General features: G+C 58.7%; 15 protein-coding genes and 1 tRNA gene. 7 read left to right on the top strand and 9 right to left on the bottom strand.

Going from position 1 to position 17,578, the window contains the following annotated elements:
• Positions 1-825 precede the first annotated feature (825 nt).
• Positions 826-1,443: a DUF4329 domain-containing protein gene (locus tag GS612_RS02625; RefSeq protein ID WP_171639000.1), complete on the top strand. Its 618-nt coding sequence runs from the start codon at positions 826-828 to the stop codon at positions 1,441-1,443.
• A 560-nt stretch (positions 1,444-2,003) separates the two neighbouring features.
• Here the strand turns inward: GS612_RS02625 and GS612_RS02620 are convergent.
• The 4 genes from GS612_RS02620 to GS612_RS02605 all read right to left on the bottom strand — a co-directional run bounded on the left by GS612_RS02620 (position 2,004) and on the right by GS612_RS02605 (position 4,927).
• Entirely contained in the window at positions 2,004-2,210 is a 207-nt protein-coding gene (locus GS612_RS02620; RefSeq protein ID WP_216603498.1) for a hypothetical protein, read from the bottom strand.
• A 108-nt stretch (positions 2,211-2,318) separates the two neighbouring features.
• A tRNA-Met gene (locus GS612_RS02615) sits at positions 2,319-2,395 on the bottom strand.
• A 72-nt stretch (positions 2,396-2,467) separates the two neighbouring features.
• The gene (locus GS612_RS02610; protein WP_171638998.1) at positions 2,468-3,454 is read right to left on the bottom strand and encodes an alpha/beta fold hydrolase; all 987 of its coding nucleotides are present in this window, start codon (positions 3,452-3,454) and stop codon (positions 2,468-2,470) included.
• Positions 3,455-4,927, bottom strand: a complete 1,473-nt coding sequence (locus tag GS612_RS02605; RefSeq protein WP_171638997.1) for an NAD(P)/FAD-dependent oxidoreductase — start codon at positions 4,925-4,927, stop codon at positions 3,455-3,457.
• A 226-nt stretch (positions 4,928-5,153) separates the two neighbouring features.
• Here GS612_RS02605 and GS612_RS02600 point away from each other — a divergent pair, with 226 nt between their 5' ends.
• The 4 genes from GS612_RS02600 to GS612_RS02585 all read left to right on the top strand — a co-directional run bounded on the left by GS612_RS02600 (position 5,154) and on the right by GS612_RS02585 (position 9,355).
• Positions 5,154-6,701, top strand: a complete 1,548-nt coding sequence (locus GS612_RS02600; RefSeq protein ID WP_171638996.1) for a trimethylamine methyltransferase family protein — start codon at positions 5,154-5,156, stop codon at positions 6,699-6,701.
• Positions 6,702-6,773: 72 nt separating this feature from the next.
• A complete protein-coding gene (locus GS612_RS02595) occupies positions 6,774-7,877 on the top strand; it encodes a mandelate racemase/muconate lactonizing enzyme family protein (RefSeq protein WP_171638995.1) in 1,104 nt (367 codons plus the stop codon).
• 15 nt (positions 7,878-7,892) lie between these two features.
• On the top strand, positions 7,893-8,624 hold the full coding sequence (locus tag GS612_RS02590; protein WP_171639922.1) for an SDR family NAD(P)-dependent oxidoreductase: 732 nt from the start codon (positions 7,893-7,895) through the stop codon (positions 8,622-8,624).
• Entirely contained in the window at positions 8,621-9,355 is a 735-nt protein-coding gene (locus GS612_RS02585; RefSeq protein ID WP_171638994.1) for an SDR family NAD(P)-dependent oxidoreductase, read from the top strand. The genes GS612_RS02590 and GS612_RS02585 overlap by 4 nt, the downstream gene beginning before the upstream one ends.
• Positions 9,356-9,365: 10 nt before the next feature.
• Here the strand turns inward: GS612_RS02585 and GS612_RS02580 are convergent, their stop codons facing one another.
• The 4 genes from GS612_RS02580 to GS612_RS02565 are packed head-to-tail and all read right to left on the bottom strand — an operon-like array spanning position 9,366 to position 13,840.
• Entirely contained in the window at positions 9,366-10,706 is a 1,341-nt protein-coding gene (locus GS612_RS02580; RefSeq protein ID WP_171638993.1) for an FAD-binding oxidoreductase, read from the bottom strand.
• Positions 10,703-12,199, bottom strand: coding sequence for an aldehyde dehydrogenase (locus GS612_RS02575; RefSeq protein WP_171638992.1), 1,497 nt, complete (start codon positions 12,197-12,199; stop codon positions 10,703-10,705). Before GS612_RS02575 ends, GS612_RS02580 begins: the two co-directional genes overlap by 4 nt.
• A 5-nt stretch (positions 12,200-12,204) precedes the next feature.
• Entirely contained in the window at positions 12,205-13,122 is a 918-nt protein-coding gene (locus GS612_RS02570) for a dihydrodipicolinate synthase family protein (RefSeq protein ID WP_152458886.1), read from the bottom strand.
• A gap of 7 nt (positions 13,123-13,129) precedes the next feature.
• Positions 13,130-13,840 (bottom strand): GntR family transcriptional regulator, encoded by a 711-nt coding sequence (locus GS612_RS02565; RefSeq protein WP_171118563.1) that lies wholly within the window; start codon positions 13,838-13,840, stop codon positions 13,130-13,132.
• Positions 13,841-14,008: 168 nt separating this feature from the next.
• Between GS612_RS02565 and GS612_RS02560 the strand changes: the two genes are divergently transcribed.
• Positions 14,009-14,959: a GlxA family transcriptional regulator gene (locus GS612_RS02560; RefSeq protein WP_171206193.1), complete on the top strand. Its 951-nt coding sequence runs from the start codon at positions 14,009-14,011 to the stop codon at positions 14,957-14,959.
• Between the two features lie 478 nt (positions 14,960-15,437).
• Here the strand turns inward: GS612_RS02560 and GS612_RS02555 are convergent, their stop codons facing one another.
• Entirely contained in the window at positions 15,438-15,995 is a 558-nt protein-coding gene (locus GS612_RS02555) for a DUF2796 domain-containing protein (protein WP_171638991.1), read from the bottom strand.
• A 249-nt stretch (positions 15,996-16,244) separates the two neighbouring features.
• Between GS612_RS02555 and GS612_RS02550 the strand changes: the two genes are divergently transcribed.
• Positions 16,245-17,516 carry an imelysin family protein gene (locus GS612_RS02550; protein WP_171638990.1) on the top strand — a complete coding sequence of 424 codons (1,272 nt, stop codon included), beginning with the start codon at positions 16,245-16,247 and terminating at the stop codon, positions 17,514-17,516.
• Positions 17,517-17,578 lie beyond the last annotated feature (62 nt).

Here is a 17,578-nt window from a genome sequence, read left to right as displayed (position 1 = left end):
TGGCTGTCTAAACAATTCAATACTTCAAGTTCACATCACGCCTGAAATAGACCCGCGCTGCAAGCAAGCTAGAGGGGACAAGAGCAACGCGGGCCCCCCGAAGGTTGGTAGTAAAACGGATGTAGCGTTGTGGCCTGCACCGGCCCCGTGTCGTAGCGCCGCAGGCAAGAAAAAACCCGCGCTGCTGAGGGATAGGAGCAAGCGCGGGGCAAGTGTTCGGGGTGACAGGTGTACGCCGCTGCTGGCCGATCGGATCAATCTTGCAAACACTTTGCGCAGCACGACAGACCGGATCATCGGCATAGTACTTCCGTTTGCAAAGAATTGGAGCAACTTAGATGCAGGATCTACTTGATGTTTTTTGGGTGGCCGCGTTTGTTTGTCTGCTCGCATTCGCCTTCATCGCGGTTTTTTGTTCGGCTGTCCCTGAAACGCACAGGTTGCGAGCAATTGGTTGTGTTGGGTGTTGTTGACCTATGCTGCTGCACCGGTTCTTTCGAAAAGACTAACGGAGCGGAACGGCTTGAGCTTAATAGTTGAAACAGGTCGCAGCTGTTAACGTTGTTTGGATTCACGGTAACGTTGATAGCGGCAGGTAGAGCGGCTTATTCGCTGTACACGCAGCGGCCCAAGCGACCGAAGACAACGCAGATAGATTAGTGTCGAACGATAAGGCGGACTGGAAAACACTAGGAAGGCGCAAAACGATGTCTAGGAGTATGCAACAGCGATGGATGGATTGCCTTGGTCGCAGTTGGCACCTTTCTTCAGGCTATCCCTACAGCGTTAGCGCTGCTTTAATGAGTTCATAATAAGGAGCAAAACATGATTGAGTTTAGCATTATTGCGTTGTCAGGACTTTGCCTTCTTTTTGCGGTTCGTCAACTTGGTCTCGCAGAAGGCAAATGTGAAGCCGCACGCCGCCTTCGCCATACCTTAGTTGTCTTGATACTCTGGCCACCCGCGACCACCCTGGCCCAATCACCGGAAGAAATCAGCGTAGCGAAAGCGACACTGTCTAGCCTACAGGGTATTTCTTTCAACAATGACACAGAGTATTGCGGCTACCTTGCATATGACCCAGCCGGGAAACTTGTTGCTACTCCTGCTCAACGCGGCGACAACAAAAGCTGCGTTTGGGATCAAGCAGAAAATGGTTTGGTGCTTGTTTTATCTTACCACACGCACGGGAGGTTCGACCCGGAATATAGTTCGGAAGTTCCAAGCGTTGCAGACATTGAGGCCGATGAAGACGAGGGCATCGACGGCTTTGTGTCAACTCCGGGTGGACGTTTGTGGTACGTCGATACGGAGCGAATGGAAGTGAGACAAATCTGCGATATCGGGTGTTTGCCAAAAGACCCTAGTTTCGTTCCGGGTTTGGAAGGGGAAATCTCATCGGTTTACTCTTATGAAGATCTTCTCGAATACGAGAGTGACTAGTTGGGGCAAAGAGCCCACGAAACCGTTACCTTGCTACGATACTGAAGACTACAAGTAAGAGGATCCGAGGAAGAGAGCGGTTGACACTCGCGTGAACGGTTCTTTTCCCCTCGGATTTTCCTGTGCTGATAACACTCAGTCTTCTTGCTCTTGCGAAGACTGAAGGCCAATCACCATCGTTGTGGAAACAGAAACTATGTTGGCGTCCCACCCATCCGAAGTGCTGTGTGCAAGGCGGGATGAGCCACTAGCTGCCTTTGCGACATTTTCTTCGATCCTCGCGCAGCAAGTCGCAGACGGCACAGTTCGGACGTTCAGTTCCGCTGGGTGAAAAGGGAAAGCGCCGACAAAGTGAAATTTCGCAGCGGCTGGGTCAATCTCAGCAATGGTAATCTTCCATAAGTCCTGCCGCACGGATAATGGGCCGACAAAACTTGTGCTCATTCATAGATCGCCGCGAGTTATCCTTGGCTCTGTCCGGGCTCTTTCTTCTATCCGTTCTTCAACAGTTGTGGACGTTCATCAGTTGTCATTGCCCAATAGATTGCCAGATCGAAAGATCATATCTGGTCGAGGAGCACGTCCGTGGACCTGTACAACGCTTTTTCTATGCCGTCCAAGGCCTCTAAAGCTTGGAGGTGTACGTCTTGCAGCTTGCAGTTGTCGAGGAAAATCGCGTTGTCCAGCGCTACCGCCAAACCAGCAGCTTGATAATCCACACCGAGCACTGCGCTACTGGATTCCTTAAATGATCCATTTTGAATCATTTTTCCTTCCAATTGGTTTTGAAAACCCAAGTGGTGGTAATGATGGCAGGGCAACCTAAAGACAGAACACGAATTGCTTCTGAAATCAGATGTTGGACTTGAGAGATTTGGTAGCGGAGGAGGGACTTGAACCCCCGACACGCGGATTATGATTCCGCTGCTCTAACCAACTGAGCTACTCCGCCTTGAGTGAGAGGCGATTTAAGCGAGGGGCCCGGGAGGGTCAAGAGGGAAATCAACCAACCTCAAGATTTCTTTCACGCCTGCTCTGATGGCTTGTCCTGCAAGGATGTCTGGGGGGATGTGGCCGCTTCGGTCATCCTGCGGATGAAGGCGTCGCAGATTTCGGGCTCTGTGATCGGAATCATGTGGCCGAACCCGTCCAGCTCTTCGTAACTCAGCCCGAATTCGGTCATTGTCGGCCCGTGCAGCGGCGGCGACAGTATCGCGTCCTGGCGGCCATACAAGATGCCCCCTGGGACGGTCAGATTCGGATAGCGCGCGACCTGCGCGTTGATACTGGCATCGACGCCGGCAACGTCCTGAGAGGCCGTGACAAAGGCGGAAGGTCGCAGGCCAAGCGCGCCACCTGCCCGGTCCAGAAAGTCATCAGGCGGGGTTTCCGGGTCAAACGCGGCACTTAACGTGTGCGGCGCGGTTTTGGACGCAAGGGGAACGGCAAGCGTGTTGCCGATCAGGCTGCGCATCCATTCGGAGCGGATCTCGAGCGGTTTGAAGATCGCCGGGGTTTCGGGCAGTTTATGCGTCAGCGGCGCCAGCAGCGCCAGACCAGCGACCCGGGCCGGGTGGTCAAGTACTATCGCCAGTGAAACCGCGCCCCCCAGTGAATGGCCGACCAGAACGGCGCGGTCCACGCCTTTTTTGTCCAGAAACTCGGCAATCATGCCAGCCTGGTGGGGCAATTGCGCCAGCTCGGCCGTATCGCGCGTTGAATACCCGCATCCCGGCCGGTCCAGTGCGATAACGTGGTAGTCGTCGGCCAGAAGATCCACCAGCGCATAGGTAAAGTGCTGTAACTGCCCGGCCAGGCCGTGGATCATAACGATGGTCTGCGCCTCGGGGTTTCCCTTTTCCACATAGTGGATGCTGCCGCCATGAACGGGTGTGATCTGACCCAGCTGCGGCACGGTTTCAAGACCGCGGCGCGTAATCTTCCGTGTCCACAGGTTCATGACAAACAGGAAGGCGACAAAAACGGCGATTACGATCAGAACGGTTGTCATTCAGTTTTCTCCATTGCCAAGGGCGGCGGGTCTGTATTGCTCCAACCCTGATTGTGCCATGCGTTTCTGAAACTCGGCAACGGTGCCGGGCCACAAGGTCGTGTTTCGGCCTTCCGCATCCATATACCAGGATGTACAACCCCCGGCCTGCCAGACGCCGTCCGCGTGGCGGCTGTGCATTTCCCGCGTGAACGCCGCCTGTTTTGCGGCGTCAGGAGTGATTGCGGACAACCCTTCGCGCTGCATCTCGCTCAGGACCCGGCCGATATGGCCAACCTGGGCCTCGATCATCAGCACGACCGAGTTGTGCCCCAGCCCGGTATGCGGCCCCAGAAGCAGGAAGAAATTTGGAAAACCCGCAACTGCGGTACCCAGATGCGCGCACATGCCATCCGACCAGGCAGAGCGCAGCGTCAGCCCGCCTGTTCCGGTAATGTCGAGACGCTCGACAACGTCGGTTACGTGAAACCCGGTGCCCCAGATCAAGACATCCGCCTTGGTCCGGGTGCCATCCGCCGCGATGACCGTGTCGCCTTCGATACGGGCGACGCCCTTCGGAACAACACTGACATCGTCGCGGGCCAGGGTCGGGTACCAATCGTTCGAACTCAGGATACGTTTGCAGCCGATCCGGTAGTCGGGGGTCAGACTCCGCCGTTCGGCCGGATCGGTGATGGCGCGCTCCAATGTCTTTCGCCACATTTTCAAGGCAAAATTCACCGCGCGTTCCTCACCGCGAAACACGCGGTGGCGAAATTCGAAGATCATAAATATCAGCTTGCGCCGAATGCGGGGCAAAATGGGAAACCGGGCGTAAAGGCTGCGCACCCAGGGCGCAATCGGACCATCCGGACGCGGCATCACGTAAGGCGCACTGCGTTGAAAGATCATGACGTGGTCTGCAATCTTGGCGATCTCGGGTACAAACTGAACGGCGGATGCGCCGGTTCCAACGACCGCCACGCGCTTGCCGGTCAGATCGACATCGTGATTCCATTCGGCCGAGTGGAAACTGGGCCCCGAAAAACTGTCGGCGCCGGGGATATCCGGGATGCTGGGATAATGAAGTGCACCAATGGCCGAGACCAGAAACCGCGCCGACCAGTACTGGCCATCCATCGTTTCAACTTGCCATCGCGTTCCATCCCACCTGGCCGATTTCAGCTCCTGCCGGAAATGGCACAGGTCATACAACCCTTCCTGACGCGCGACATTTTGCAGATAAGCTTGGATTTCCGCGCCACCGGCATACGCGCGGCTCCAATGCGGGTTGAGATGGGTCGCCATGGAATACAGATGCGACGGCACATCACAGGCGACACCGGGATAGGTATTTTCGCGCCATGTCCCCCCGATATCATCGGCCTTTTCCAAAATCGCGATATCCTTGATGCCGCGCTTGCGTGCCTCAAGCGCCATCGTCAGTCCGGCAAACCCGGCGCCGACGATCAGCATCTGTGTTCTGTGGTGCATGAGTGAGTGCCTTCTGAAACAACCCTGCGTTTATCTGTTGCAGATGTATGCACTTGCCTGGCTGTGAAGTAGGTCACACAGGTAACAATGACCCGGCGTCTTTTCGTTACGCAGGGACAAAACTATTTGGAATGACCCGTGTCGCTTATTGCAAGCACATATCGCAATCAGAGAGGTGGTTGCGCCGCGAATCCGTCAGTTTGTTTCAAAATTGGAGGATTGCCCCTTGACCACTCGCACTGCCACGCGTTCCGGCGGACGTTCTGCCCGCCGAGCCCAACGCACCGCTCCAAATTTCGACATGCTGCCGGGCCTGACCCGAGGCATTCCCGTTTGCGAAGTCATGGACGCAACCCAGGTTGAGCGCATCGACAATGCGGCGATGGACATTCTGGAAAATGTCGGCGTTCAGTTCCGCGACACCATCGCGCTGGAAGACTGGAAAAAAGCCGGAGCCAAGGTTGACGGCGAACTGGTCTATCTGGACCGCAATATGGTGCGCGAGCTGATCTCGACCATTCCGGCGCAGTTCACCTATCATGCGCGCGATCCGAAAAAGAACCTGGCGCTGGGGGGCAAGCACGCGATTTTCGTGCCGATGACCGGCGCGCCATTCCTGCGCGATCTGGACGATGTACGCCGCAACCCGACGCTGGATGATCTGGCGATGTTCCACAAGCTGTCGCACATGATGCCGGCGCTGCACAGCTCGGCCCATCACATTGTCGAACCCTACGACCACCCGATCAGCCAGCGGCACCTGCGCATCACCTATTCGTCGATGAAATACTCGGACAAGACCTTCATGGGCATGACCACCTCGCCCAGGAATGCCGAGGATGTGATGGATATGTGCGATATCCTGTTCGGCGAAGGGTTCATTGACGATCATCCGGTTACCACCGGCAACTGTAACGGCAACAGCCCTCTGGTGTGGGACGAAACCATGCTGGGTGCGATGCGGGCCTTCTGCCGCCGCAATCAGCCGGTTCTGTGCTCGCCCTTCGTTCTGGGTGGCGCGAACACCCCGGCATCGGTGCCCGCGACCGTGGCGCAGCTGACCGCCGAGGCGCTTTCGGCACTGGCCTATACGCAGGTGATCCGCAAGGGCTGCCCGGCGATCTGGGGACATTACCTGTCGACCGTATCGATGAAATCCGGCGCGCCGATGGCGGGCACGCCCGAGATTAGCCTGATGAACTTCATGATCGGCCAGATGGCGCGCTTTTACGACGTACCGTGGCGCACTTCGAACACTCTGGGTGGGGCCAAGACCTTTGATGCACAGGCCGGGTACGAATCCGCCACGACGCTCAGCGCGGTCATTCACGCTGGGGCCAACTATATCTGGCATTCGGCAGGCTGGAACGAGGCGGGCATGCATTGTTCGGTCGCCAAGTTCATCGTCGACGCCGAACAGTGCGCGATGGCTTACCGGATGGCGGAAGGTCCAAAGTGGCATGATTTCGACCAGGCCTTGGCAGCGGTTCCGGATGTGGGGCCCGGCGGGCATTATCTGGGTCATCCGCACACGCAGGACAACTTTCAGACCGCGTTCTTCATGCCGGAGCTGTTCGACAACAACTCGATCGAACAATGGGTCGCCGAAGGCGAAGTTGAGATCACCGAACGCGCCCTGAAACATGCGCGGAAACTATTGGCCGAATATGAAGAACCAAAGCTGGACGAGGCCAAGAACGAGGCCCTTCTGGACTATATCGCGCGTCGCGAAAGGGAAATCCCGGCGGTGGACGAGTTGAACCAAACATACTGATCCACACTCCCCGTACTTGCCCACCCGTCATCCGGGTGGGCCCTTTTTTCCGGTCAGGACGCGCAAACCAAGATGAAGATCGCCGAACTGCATATCTACAGCCACGACCTGCCGGTCAAAAACGGGCCCTATACCATGGCCAACGCTCGGGTCTGGGCGCTGGACACCACGCTGGTCAAAATCGTGTCGGACAACGGTCTGATCGGCTGGGGCGAGACCTGCCCGGTTGGCCCGACCTATGCCGAGGCGCACGCCGCCGGGGCGCGCGCCGCTCTGGTCGAAATGGCCCCGGGCCTGATCGGAACAGAGGTCCTGCCTCTGGCGTTGCATCGCCGGATGGATGGGCTGTTGAACGGTCATGGCTATGCCAAGGCCGCCATCGACATTGCGGCGCACGACCTGCTTGGCAATCACTTGGGTGTTCCGGTTTCCGATTTGCTGGGTGGAGCGGTCTCGGAAAAGGTGCCGTCCTATTATGCCACGGGCGTCGGCGCACCCGACGACATCGCGAAACTGGCTGCCGAGAAAATGGCCGAAGGCTACCCGCGTCTGCAAATCAAGGTCGGAGGCCGCCCGGTCGAGATCGACATCGAAACCATCCGAAAGGTTTGGGACGTGGTCAAAGGATCGGGTATGCGTCTGGCCGTCGACGGCAACCGGGGCTGGACAACACGAGACGCCCTGCGGGTCAGCCGCGAATGCCCCGAAATCCCCTTCATCATGGAACAGCCCTGCAACACAATCGAAGATCTCAGGAAGATCCGGCCTCAGGTCACGCATGGCATCTATATGGATGAAAACAGCACCAGCCTGAACACCGTGATCTCGGCGGCGGGCACCGGTCTGGTCGACGGGTTCAGTATGAAAGTCACCCGCATCGGCGGCCTGCATCCGATGCGCGCCTTCCGCGATATCTGCGAGGCGCGCAACCTGCCCCATACCTGCGATGACAGCTGGGGCGGGGATATCATCGCCGCTGCATGTACCCATATCGGTGCAACCGTTCGGCCCGACCTGCTGGAAGGCGTCTGGCTGGCTGCGCCATATATCGAAGGCAACTACGATCCCGAAAACGGCATCCAGGTCGAGGCCGGGCATATCGCGCTGCCAACCGGGCCGGGGCTGGGCGTGGTTCCTGAAGAAAGCCTTCTCGGCACACCTGTCGCATCGTTCTAAGAAATGGATGACGTTATGAACCTGAAAGGAAAAACGGCTCTGGTCACTGGCGCGGCTGGCGGAATCGGGGCGTCAATCGTTCAACGCCTGCGGAACGCCGGGGCGCGGGTCGCCGTCGCCGACCGGGCTGTCGATGCCATCGAGGCCGAGGCATATCTGCCCGGTGATCTGCTTGTTCCCGAATACGCAGACCAGCTGCCCGGCGCAGCCGCGTCCGCATTGGGCGGGCTTGACATCGTGATCAACAATGCGGGCGTCATCACGCGCGGGTCGGTCACGGATACGTCTGATGCGGATTGGTCCTTGTCGCAGGGTGTCAATGTCGAAGCCCCTTTCCGCATTTGCCGTGCGGCAATTCCGATCATGGCGGACGCCGGCGGCGGGGCCATCGTCAACACCGCGTCCTGCTGGGGGCTGCGCCCCGGCCCCAATCATGCGGTCTATTGCATGACCAAGGCGGCCATCGCATCCCTGACCCAGTGCATGGGCATGGATCACGCCCATCAGGGTATCCGGATCAACGCGGTATGCCCGAATGAGGTGAATACACCGATGCTGCGGTCAGGCTTTGAAAAGCGGGGCTTTGACCCCGATACAGCCGTGGCCGAGTTGGGCCAGACCGTGCCGCTGGGCCGGATCGCCGAGCCCGACGACATCGCCGATGTCATCATGTTCCTGGTCTCGGACGCGTCGCGCTATGTTTGCGGCACGCTCGTCGAGGTGAACGGAGGAAAACCGGTATCATGAGGCGGTTCGATGGAAAGGTGGCACTGGTCACCGGCGGGCGAAGCGGCATCGGCAAGGCCATTGCCCGGCGTTTGCACGACGAAGGCGCACGGGTTTTTACCGCCCAACGTGGTGAGGACACCGAATTCCACGGCATCGCTGCGGATTTCACCCGTCCCGACAGCCCGGCACAGGTGGTCGGCGAAGTGATCGCGAAAGCCGGGCGTCTGGACGTGCTGGTCAACAACGCCGGCATGATGCAGGAAGCCTCGGTCGAGGAAATGAGCCTTGAGGACTGGCATCTCAACCTGACGGTGAACCTGACCGCCCCGTTCCTGATGATCAAGGCCGCGCTGCCGCATCTGCGCGACACCAAGGGCGCCATCGTCAACACCGGATCCATCGAAGGCCTGGGCAGCAATCCCGGTCACGCCGCCTATTGCGCATCAAAGGCAGGCTTGCACGGCCTGACCCGCGCCGTTGCCGTGGATCACGGGGGCGAAGGTATCCGCTGCAACGCCGTCGCGCCCGGTTGGATCGATACCGAGTTGAACGAGGATTTCATCGAATCGATGCCCGACCCGTCCGCATTCCGTCGCGACATTGCCAAGATCCACCCGGTGGCCCGAACGGGACGGCCTGAAGAAGTTGCCGCGCTCGTCGCGTTTCTGGCGTCCGGGGATGCGGGTTACATCACCGGGCAGGTCTATACGGTGGACGGTGGGCGCATGGCGAAGCTGAGCTTGCCCTGACGCCCACGCGTCATTCCTTGCCGGACCGCCATTCTTTCCAGATCAGATAGCTGTTCGCGCCAAGCGAGGCGAAGGGCTCGGGCGGCAATCGCGGAAGGTCCGGCTGCGCCAGAAAGTGATCCGCGATCTCTGATCCGCCTTGCAGCGCCAGCTCTGCGATGCCCATGCCTTGCAGGGTGCCACGGGCGATGCCCAGGCCGTTCTGGCAGCAGGCCGAGAACACGCCATCCTCCAATTCACCGAACGCTGCGGATCCGTTGCGGCTGAGGCACAGCATCCCGGCCCAGCGATGCTCCATCCGAACATCCGACAGATGCGGAAAGCGTTCCCGGAACTTCCGGTCATGCACCCAGCCGGCATTGCGCAGCCGCATCCGGCTGGTTTCGATCGTCGGGTGAAAACTGGATCCGGTGCGGATCAGAATGCGATCCCCGTAGCTGCCCGAAATACGCCGGACCGAGGTGCCCATCGGATCCGCCGGGGTCACCGACCAGCGCGGTTGCCCGCCCAGTGTCTTGATCTGTGCCTCGGTCAGTGGGGCCGTGATCGAGGCGTAGAGGCAGATATGCATCAATTGCCGTTGGTAGAATCCAAAGCTTTCCAGATGGCCATTGTTGGCCAGAACGATCCGCCCAGTGCTGACTTTGGCCTTGGCGGAGTTGACCACCCAGCCTGCGCCCTGCTTTTCAAAGCTGACGACTGGTGAGTTCTCGAATATGTTGATTTGGCCAGCCAGTTGACCCGACAACGCCCGTACATAGGCTGCGGGCTGGATCATCACCGTCCCCGGTGCAAACAGCCCCGAAACATAATGCGGGCTGCCCGTGATCTCTTGCATCTGCTTTTGGTCATACAGCGTGTGCGGCTCACCCAGTTTGGTCAGATGCTCGGCGAAGGCGCGGTTATGGGCGTCTCCTGCCCGTGTGGCGGCAGCATTGTATTTTCCGCAAGGGTCGAACATTTCCTGCGGCAGGTCGCAATCGGCGGCGACCTCGGTCGCGAAGGCGATGGCCTTGCGGTTCAGGGCAATGGCGGCGCGGTCCGCTTCCAGCCCATCGCCTGCGTAATTGTCCGAGGCCAGATCATGCGGCAGGTCGATCATGAACCCCGAATTCCGCCCCGCCGAGCCATCCGCAAATCGGCCCGCTTCCAGCAGGGCGATCCTCAGCGAGGGGTCCAGTTGGTGCAATCGCCGCGCCGCCGTCAGCCCGGCAAACCCTCCGCCGACAATGGTGATGTCGGCGGTCAGGTCCTGTTCGAGCACCGGCAGAGGGTCCTGGGGCGGCAGGATGGCATTCCACCCTGCCGGACCGGTCTGCCGCGGCAGTCTTTTGGCCTCGTATCGTGTCAATCCACGGCCTCGTCGGCATCGTCTGCAAGATCGATCCAGATGGTTTTCAACTGGGTGTACTGATCATGCGCATGGATCGAGTTGTCGCGCCCGCCAAAGCCCGATTGCTTGAACCCGCCAAACGGCGTGGTGATGTCGCCTTCGCCAAAGCTGTTGACGGTCACGGTGCCCGCCCGGATCGCCCGCCCGCCGCGAATGGCCCGTTTGGCGTTGGCGGTGAAGATCGAGGCACACAAGCCATAGTCGGTGTCATTGGCGATCTTGATGGCCTCATCAAAGCCCGACACTTCGATCACCGACAGGACCGGGCCAAAGATCTCCTCGCGCGCCAATGTCGAGTCGTTGCCGGGCACTTCGACGACGGTGGCCTCGACAAAGCCTTTATCGGCCTTGCCGCCGATCACCACGTTTTCAGCCTGATCGAGATATCCGCAGACCTTGTTGTAATGCCCTTCGCTGACCAGCGCGCCCATGCGGGTTTCAGGATCCAACGGGTCGCCGATGTTCCACTGTTTGGCGTGATGCGCGATGCGGTCCAGCAGTTCAGCTTTCACGTTTTTGTGCACTATCAGGCGCGACGAGGCCGAGCAGTTCTCGCCCATGTTCCAGAACGCACCGTTCACCACATGCGCCGCCACCCGGTCGAGGTTTTCGGCGTCGTCCATGACTATGGCAGGGTTCTTACCGCCCATCTCAAGCACCACTTCCTTGGCGTTGCTTTCCGCCGAATAGGTCAGGAACCGCTTGCCCGTCACCGTCGAGCCGGTGAAGGACACCATGTCGATATCCATGTGCCGCCCGATGGGTTCGCCCACGTCGGCACCGCCACCCGGTACGATGTTCAGCACGCCGCGGGGAAGGCCAGCCTCCATCGCCAGTTCGGCCATACGCAGCGCGGTCAGTGTGGTTTCAGCCGCGGGTTTCACAACCACTGAACATCCCGCCGCCAAGGCAGGCCCGATCTTCCACGCCAGCATCAGCAGGGGAAAGTTCCACGGCAGCACCAGCCCCACGACGCCGATCGGTTCACGCAGGACCATGGCGATATGGTCGTCGCTGGCAGGCGAGACCTGATCGTAGATCTTGTCGATCGCCTCGGCATGCCATTTCAGGCAGTGGATGGTTTCCGGCACGTCCACGGTTTCGCAGTCATAGATGGTCTTGCCACTGTCGAGGCTTTCCATCACAGCCAGTTCGCGGGCATTGCGGGTCATCAGCTTGGCCAGCCGGATCAGCACGTCCTTGCGCTCGGACGGGTGCAGTTTCGACCAGCGGCCATCGTCGAAGGCCTCACGCGCCTTTTCGACCGCAAAATCCACATCCGCTGCGCCGCAGGATGCGATATCGACAAGCTTGTCGCCGGTGGCCGGATTCACGCTTGCAAACGTCTCACCCGAGATCGCCGGGCGGAATGCCCCGTCGATGAACGCCCCGGTCGGCAGGGTCAGGCCTGCGGCGATGGATTTGTATTCGTCCTGTGTCAGCAGATCCATGTCTCTTACCCTTCAGCCACGATGTCGGCGATTGTCTTTTTCAGCACGCGCGTGACCTGTTCCAGCGCGCGTTTGTCGTCCTTGTTCAGGCCCTTCAGCGGAGGCCGCATAGCGCCGGCATCAATTCCATTCATGGTGACGCCATGCTTGATGGTCTGGATGAACTTGCCACCCTGTTCCAGCACCCGCATCAGCGGCATCATCGCGGACATGATCCGGCGGCCTTTGGTGAAATTCCCTTCGACCACGCAGGCCTGATACAGAGCCACATGTTCCGCAGGCAGGAAGTTCGACCCGCCGCACACCCAGAACGGCGCACCCCAGGCAAAGAATTCGAGCGCCTGATCGTCCATTCCGCAACCAAGCTGGATATGCGGATAGTCGCGGGCCAGCAAATGCACCCGGTTGATATCGCCCGAGCTTTCCTTGATGCCGCAGAAGTTGCGGCTGCGGCCCACACGGTCAAGGAACTCTTCGCCCATCATCGTACCGGTGCGGTGCGGGTAGTTGTACAGCATAACAGGCAGATCGGCGGCCTTGTCGATGGCCAGCGCATTCAGCGCGTTTTCCCGATCAGTCGGCACCGAATACGGCGGGCTGGCCAGCAGGATCGCATCGGCGCCGATTTCGCGCGCGCCGGCGGCAAGGGCAATCGAATCCGGCGTCAGCATCGCGCCTGTGCCAACCACCAATGGCAACCGGCCCTTCAACTGCTCATGCGTGAACCGGGCCAGTTCGACACGTTCGTGGACGGTCTGGGCATAGTTCTCGCCGGTCGAACCACCCGAGATCAGGCCATGCACGCCATTCTCGATCAGGTATTCGATCACGTCGGACAAGGCGTCCCAATTCACGCTGCCATCGTCGTGATAAGGCGTGACCACAGGGGTATAGATCCCCTCAAACTTGAAAATCGGGTTCATTCCGTCCTCATGCAGGTTTCGAAAGGGGCGGGATTCCCATTGGGACATCCAGCGCGTCAGGCATCACGAACATCTCGATCTGATCGCGTGACAGGTTCCAGTGATCTTCCGCCAGCCTGGCCGCCGTCGCCTCATCGCGCGCCTCGATGGCTGCGATGATCGCATCATGCTGTTGGCTGGCCAGCGACAGGTTTTCCGACATTTCACCGGTCTGTGGCCGATAGAACGTCATGCCGATCCGAGCGTGATCGATCAGCAACCGGTTGAACGACGGCAGCAGGTAGACATTGCCGGACATTTCGCCGGTCACGTCATGAAAGCGGTTGTTGGCCAAGGCTCGGTCCTCGCCGGACCCGGACCGAAGGGCCGCCTTGAACGCCTGCTGGGCCTCTTTCAAATCATTGATCTGGGCGTTCGACGCATTCAAAGCCGCCAAACGCAGGATCGCTCCGTATACCATCGGCGCAGCAAGGAAGAAGTCGCGCAGGGTGGTATAGGACATCTCGGAAACCCGGGCGCTGCGGTTTGTCCGCAGATCCAGATAGCCTTCGCCAGCCAACTGTCGAAACACTTCGCGCAGCGGCGTGCGCGACAAGCCGAATTCCTCTGACAAATGCGCCTCGTCCAGATCGGCGCCCGGGCGCAGGCGCAGCGTAAGGATGGACACTCTCAGGTGCTCTCTCAGCGCGCTTTTACGAGACTTGGCTTCGTCTTTCATGCTTTGGCCTCATCCTTCTGTTCGGCGAACGCGGTCGAATCGCGTGCGGTCACGGTTTTGTATTCCATAGAAATACAACTTGTATACAATAAAAATTCGTGCAGCATAGGAGCTTGCGAAATAGACTCATGTTCTGGGCTTTGTCCCAACTTGCAAACGGTACTGCTCATGCCTCAGACGCGGCACATCACTTTCATCCTTGTCGAGGAGTTCTCGCACCTAGCGTTTTCATGCGCGGTCGAACCCTTGCGGATCGCCAATCTTGTGAGCGGCGAAGAACTGTACCGCTGGTCCTTTGTGTCCGAACATGGCGAGCAGGCCGTGTGCTCGAACGGATCCATCACGCTGGTGCATTCCGGCCTTCAGGGTCTGGCCAAATGTGATCAGCTGTTTGTCCTGTCGGGCATTCACATGCGTGACCACGTCACCCGCCCCCTGCTTGCAACCCTGCGTCGCGAACGCGCGCGCGGCACGAAAATCGGCGCCCTGTGCTCGGGGGCGTGGGTGCTGGCCGAGGCTGGCTTTCTCGACGGAATGCAGGCAGCGATCCACTGGGAATACCACGACGCGTTCATGGAAGCCTTTCCCGAGGTCAACCTGGTACGCAGCGTGTTCGTGGCCGATGAAAAGCACATTACCGCATCCGGCGGGACCGCAACAGCGGATCTGATGCTGCACCTGATCGAACGCGATCACGGTGAAGAACTCGCCATCGATGTGGCGGATCAGATGGTCTATAACGCGGTACGCAATGCCACGGCCAAACAACGGGTTTCCCTGCAATCACGCAACGGAATGCGCAATGCGCACCTCGCCAAGGCGATCACCATCATGCAGGACAGTATCGAAACCCCGGTTTCCCCCTCGTTCATTGCAGAAGAGCTGGGTATTTCAACCCGGCAGCTTGAGCGGCTGTTTGGAAAATACCTCAACACGTCGCCCAAAAAATACTTCATGGAAATGCGGCTGGAACGCGCCCAGAAACTGTTGCTTCAGACCGAAGCATCCGTCACCGAGGTTGCCGTGGCCTGCGGCTTTGAAAACCCGGGCCATTTTTCGCGCGTCTACCGATCAAGCTTTGGCGTCACCCCGCACGCGCAACGCAACAAGATCGACTGACAGTATCGGGTGGTGGACTTGCCGAAAACGATACGGCAGGGGATGCCGCGCCTTGTCGCCCCATGACGGGCCTGAACGGGCATCCCCCTAACCCTGCCGAGATACCCCCTCATTAAAACCGGACTAGTCAACAGATCGGCAGGATGATGTACCAATAGATTTGGATATTGGCATAAGTTTTGCGAGAACTTGTCATACATGCGATTCTTGTGCCCTTATTCGTTAATCTTTGCCTCAATTGGAGACTTTTGATTCAGCGAAGTCCGGCAACTTCAAAGATCATGACAACTTGTGAAAAGGAAATAATTTTTGGGTTTCGCTCATTGCTGCATTCAAGGACCACATTGAGGAGCAGTTTTTCCGCCTTGAATCCAGCGTGTTCGTTTTCTGCGCAGCCCCAGGCATGGGCGAAGCAGTCTTGGCTCAATTGCTTCGGTTGCGCGCTTCAATACGTCAAACGGGCGTTCACGCACCATCTCTAACGGAATTGCGTCATATCGAGACTGGGCGCGGCGCGCGTGATTTCGTGGGCGCTGGCCGCCGCGCCTGAACCGACGCGAACGTTCAGCTTCTCTGTCCCGCTGAACCGCTGGAAATACGCAAATTCCATCGTGGTCAGCGCATCCATATCCTGACATTGAACAACGTAGTCAGCCTGGAATTCCGAATGTTCGCCCGTTGCGAATGACGTGCCCCCCTCGCCCGCATTTTCCTGCTGCCCGGGAATATCATGCGTCAGGATCACGTTTGCAGATGCGGTAAAGCACACGGCCTCGGGCGGGACGACAAACAGGTCCAGCGGCTTGGACAGCTCGGAAATCGCGATGGCGACACGCGTGCGCTCGTCATCACTTGCCACCGGGGTCTCGAACCCAATGATGTCAATGCTTGGAACCCTAAGGGACAGCGTAAATTCCGTGCCCGTAAACACGATTTCCAATTGACCGGACCCATGTTGATGGGTGGGCGTGATCTGCGTCGCCTGAGCGGCAAGAGCTGCCGGAAAAAGAGACAACGCCAGAACAGAGCACTTCATTAACCAAAAACCGCCTTTAACAGAATCACAACAGTGATTTTACCGCGAATCACCTGCCACGCAACGTTAACCCTCGGATCGGAGCTCGCCAGATTTGGGGAGGAGCGTGGGATTCAACCATCATTACCTATATCCGACAATAAAACTCAGGTTGACATTACCGACTAAATCACTCAGTTATTTCTTCGCGAAACCCGCGGGGCATCCCCGCGCGATCCGACAGTTCTGACAGGAAAGCACCGAACTCTTATGACCAAGTTATTCACCACTGCCAGCGCCCTGACATTTTGCATGGCAACCGCCGCAATCTCGGGTGATGCCCCCACCAAGGCAGATGTACTGAACACCTATGCCAATATTGCGGAAGCCAAATTTGAGGACAGCCTGATTTCAGCCAGGAAATTGCAGGATGCGGTCAACGCACTGATCGCCGATCCCTCGGACGCAACGTTGAACGCGGCGCGCGCGGCCTGGGTAGCTGCGCGTGTCCCCTATCAGCAGACGGAAGTCTATCGCTTCGGCAATGCCATCGTTGATGACTGGGAAGGCAAGGTGAACGCCTGGCCCTTGGACGAAGGGCTGATCGACTATGTCGACGCGGCCTATGGCGGTGCGACGGACGAAAACGAATTTGCCGTGCTGAACGTCATCGCCAACCCCAGCTTCCAACTGTCGGGCGAGACCATTGATGCCAGCGAAATCACCCCCGAACTGCTGAGCGACACCTTGCACGAAGCCGATGGTATCGAGGCGAATGTGGCAACTGGCTATCACGCCATCGAGTTCCTTCTGTGGGGTCAGGACATGAACGGCCATGGCGCCGGTGCCGGCAACCGCCCAGCGACCGATTATGCGCAGGGCGAGAACTGTACCGGCGGCCATTGCGACCGTCGCGCGCAATATCTGAGCGCTGCGACCGAACTGCTGGTCAGCGATCTGGCCTGGATGGCGGATCAGTGGAAAGACGGCGGAGCGGCGCGCGCAGCCCTTATGGAGAACGAAGCAGCAGGCATCAGCGCGATCCTGACCGGCATGGGCTCACTCTCGTATGGTGAGCAAGCCGGCGAACGGATGCGCCTTGGCCTGATGCTGAACGATCCCGAAGAAGAACATGACTGCTTTTCCGACAACACCCACAACAGCCATTACTATGACGGGTTGGGCATCCAGAACGTCTATCTCGGCAGCTATACCCGCATAGATGGCACCCCGGTTTCGGGCGCATCTCTGGCCGATCTGGTCATCGCCACGGATCCGGCGCTGGATACCGAGATGAAAGCGAAACTGGCCGCCACCATGCAGGCCCTGGGCAAGATCAAAACAACAGCCGAGGCGGGATTTGCCTATGACCAGATGCTTGAGCGCGGCAATGAAGGCGGTGAAGCCCTGATCATGGGCGGCGTCAACGGCCTGATCGATCAGACCAAAACGATCGAGCGCATCGTAACCGCGCTGAAGCTGGACGGGGTTGCGTTTGAAGGGTCAGACAGCCTGGATAACCCGGACGCCGTCTTCCATTAATCTTCAAGCGGGCCGGAGAGGGTTTCTTCCCGGCCCGAGCAACCCTTTCTGATCGTCTGTAA

The organism is Ruegeria sp. HKCCD6157 (genome assembly GCF_013110685.1).
Lineage (GTDB): Bacteria > Pseudomonadota > Alphaproteobacteria > Rhodobacterales > Rhodobacteraceae > Ruegeria.
This window is presented reverse-complemented; position numbering and strand designations above follow the sequence as displayed.

What these genes read in the sequence shown, in the direction of transcription:
- GS612_RS02625 (WP_171639000.1), top strand. Translation starts at nt 826, where the DNA reads ATGATTGAGTTTAGCATTATTGCGTTGTCAGGACTTTGCCTTCTTTTT.
- GS612_RS02620 (WP_216603498.1), bottom strand. Translation starts at nt 2,210, where the DNA reads ATGATTCAAAATGGATCATTTAAGGAATCCAGTAGCGCAGTGCTCGGT.
- GS612_RS02610 (WP_171638998.1), bottom strand. Translation starts at nt 3,454, where the DNA reads ATGACAACCGTTCTGATCGTAATCGCCGTTTTTGTCGCCTTCCTGTTT.
- GS612_RS02605 (WP_171638997.1), bottom strand. Translation starts at nt 4,927, where the DNA reads ATGCACCACAGAACACAGATGCTGATCGTCGGCGCCGGGTTTGCCGGA.
- GS612_RS02595 (WP_171638995.1), top strand. Translation starts at nt 6,774, where the DNA reads ATGAAGATCGCCGAACTGCATATCTACAGCCACGACCTGCCGGTCAAA.
- GS612_RS02590 (WP_171639922.1), top strand. Translation starts at nt 7,893, where the DNA reads ATGAACCTGAAAGGAAAAACGGCTCTGGTCACTGGCGCGGCTGGCGGA.
- GS612_RS02585 (WP_171638994.1), top strand. Translation starts at nt 8,621, where the DNA reads ATGAGGCGGTTCGATGGAAAGGTGGCACTGGTCACCGGCGGGCGAAGC.
- GS612_RS02575 (WP_171638992.1), bottom strand. Translation starts at nt 12,199, where the DNA reads ATGGATCTGCTGACACAGGACGAATACAAATCCATCGCCGCAGGCCTG.
- GS612_RS02570 (WP_152458886.1), bottom strand. Translation starts at nt 13,122, where the DNA reads ATGAACCCGATTTTCAAGTTTGAGGGGATCTATACCCCTGTGGTCACG.
- GS612_RS02565 (WP_171118563.1), bottom strand. Translation starts at nt 13,840, where the DNA reads ATGAAAGACGAAGCCAAGTCTCGTAAAAGCGCGCTGAGAGAGCACCTG.
- GS612_RS02560 (WP_171206193.1), top strand. Translation starts at nt 14,009, where the DNA reads ATGCCTCAGACGCGGCACATCACTTTCATCCTTGTCGAGGAGTTCTCG.
- GS612_RS02555 (WP_171638991.1), bottom strand. Translation starts at nt 15,995, where the DNA reads ATGAAGTGCTCTGTTCTGGCGTTGTCTCTTTTTCCGGCAGCTCTTGCC.
- GS612_RS02550 (WP_171638990.1), top strand. Translation starts at nt 16,245, where the DNA reads ATGACCAAGTTATTCACCACTGCCAGCGCCCTGACATTTTGCATGGCA.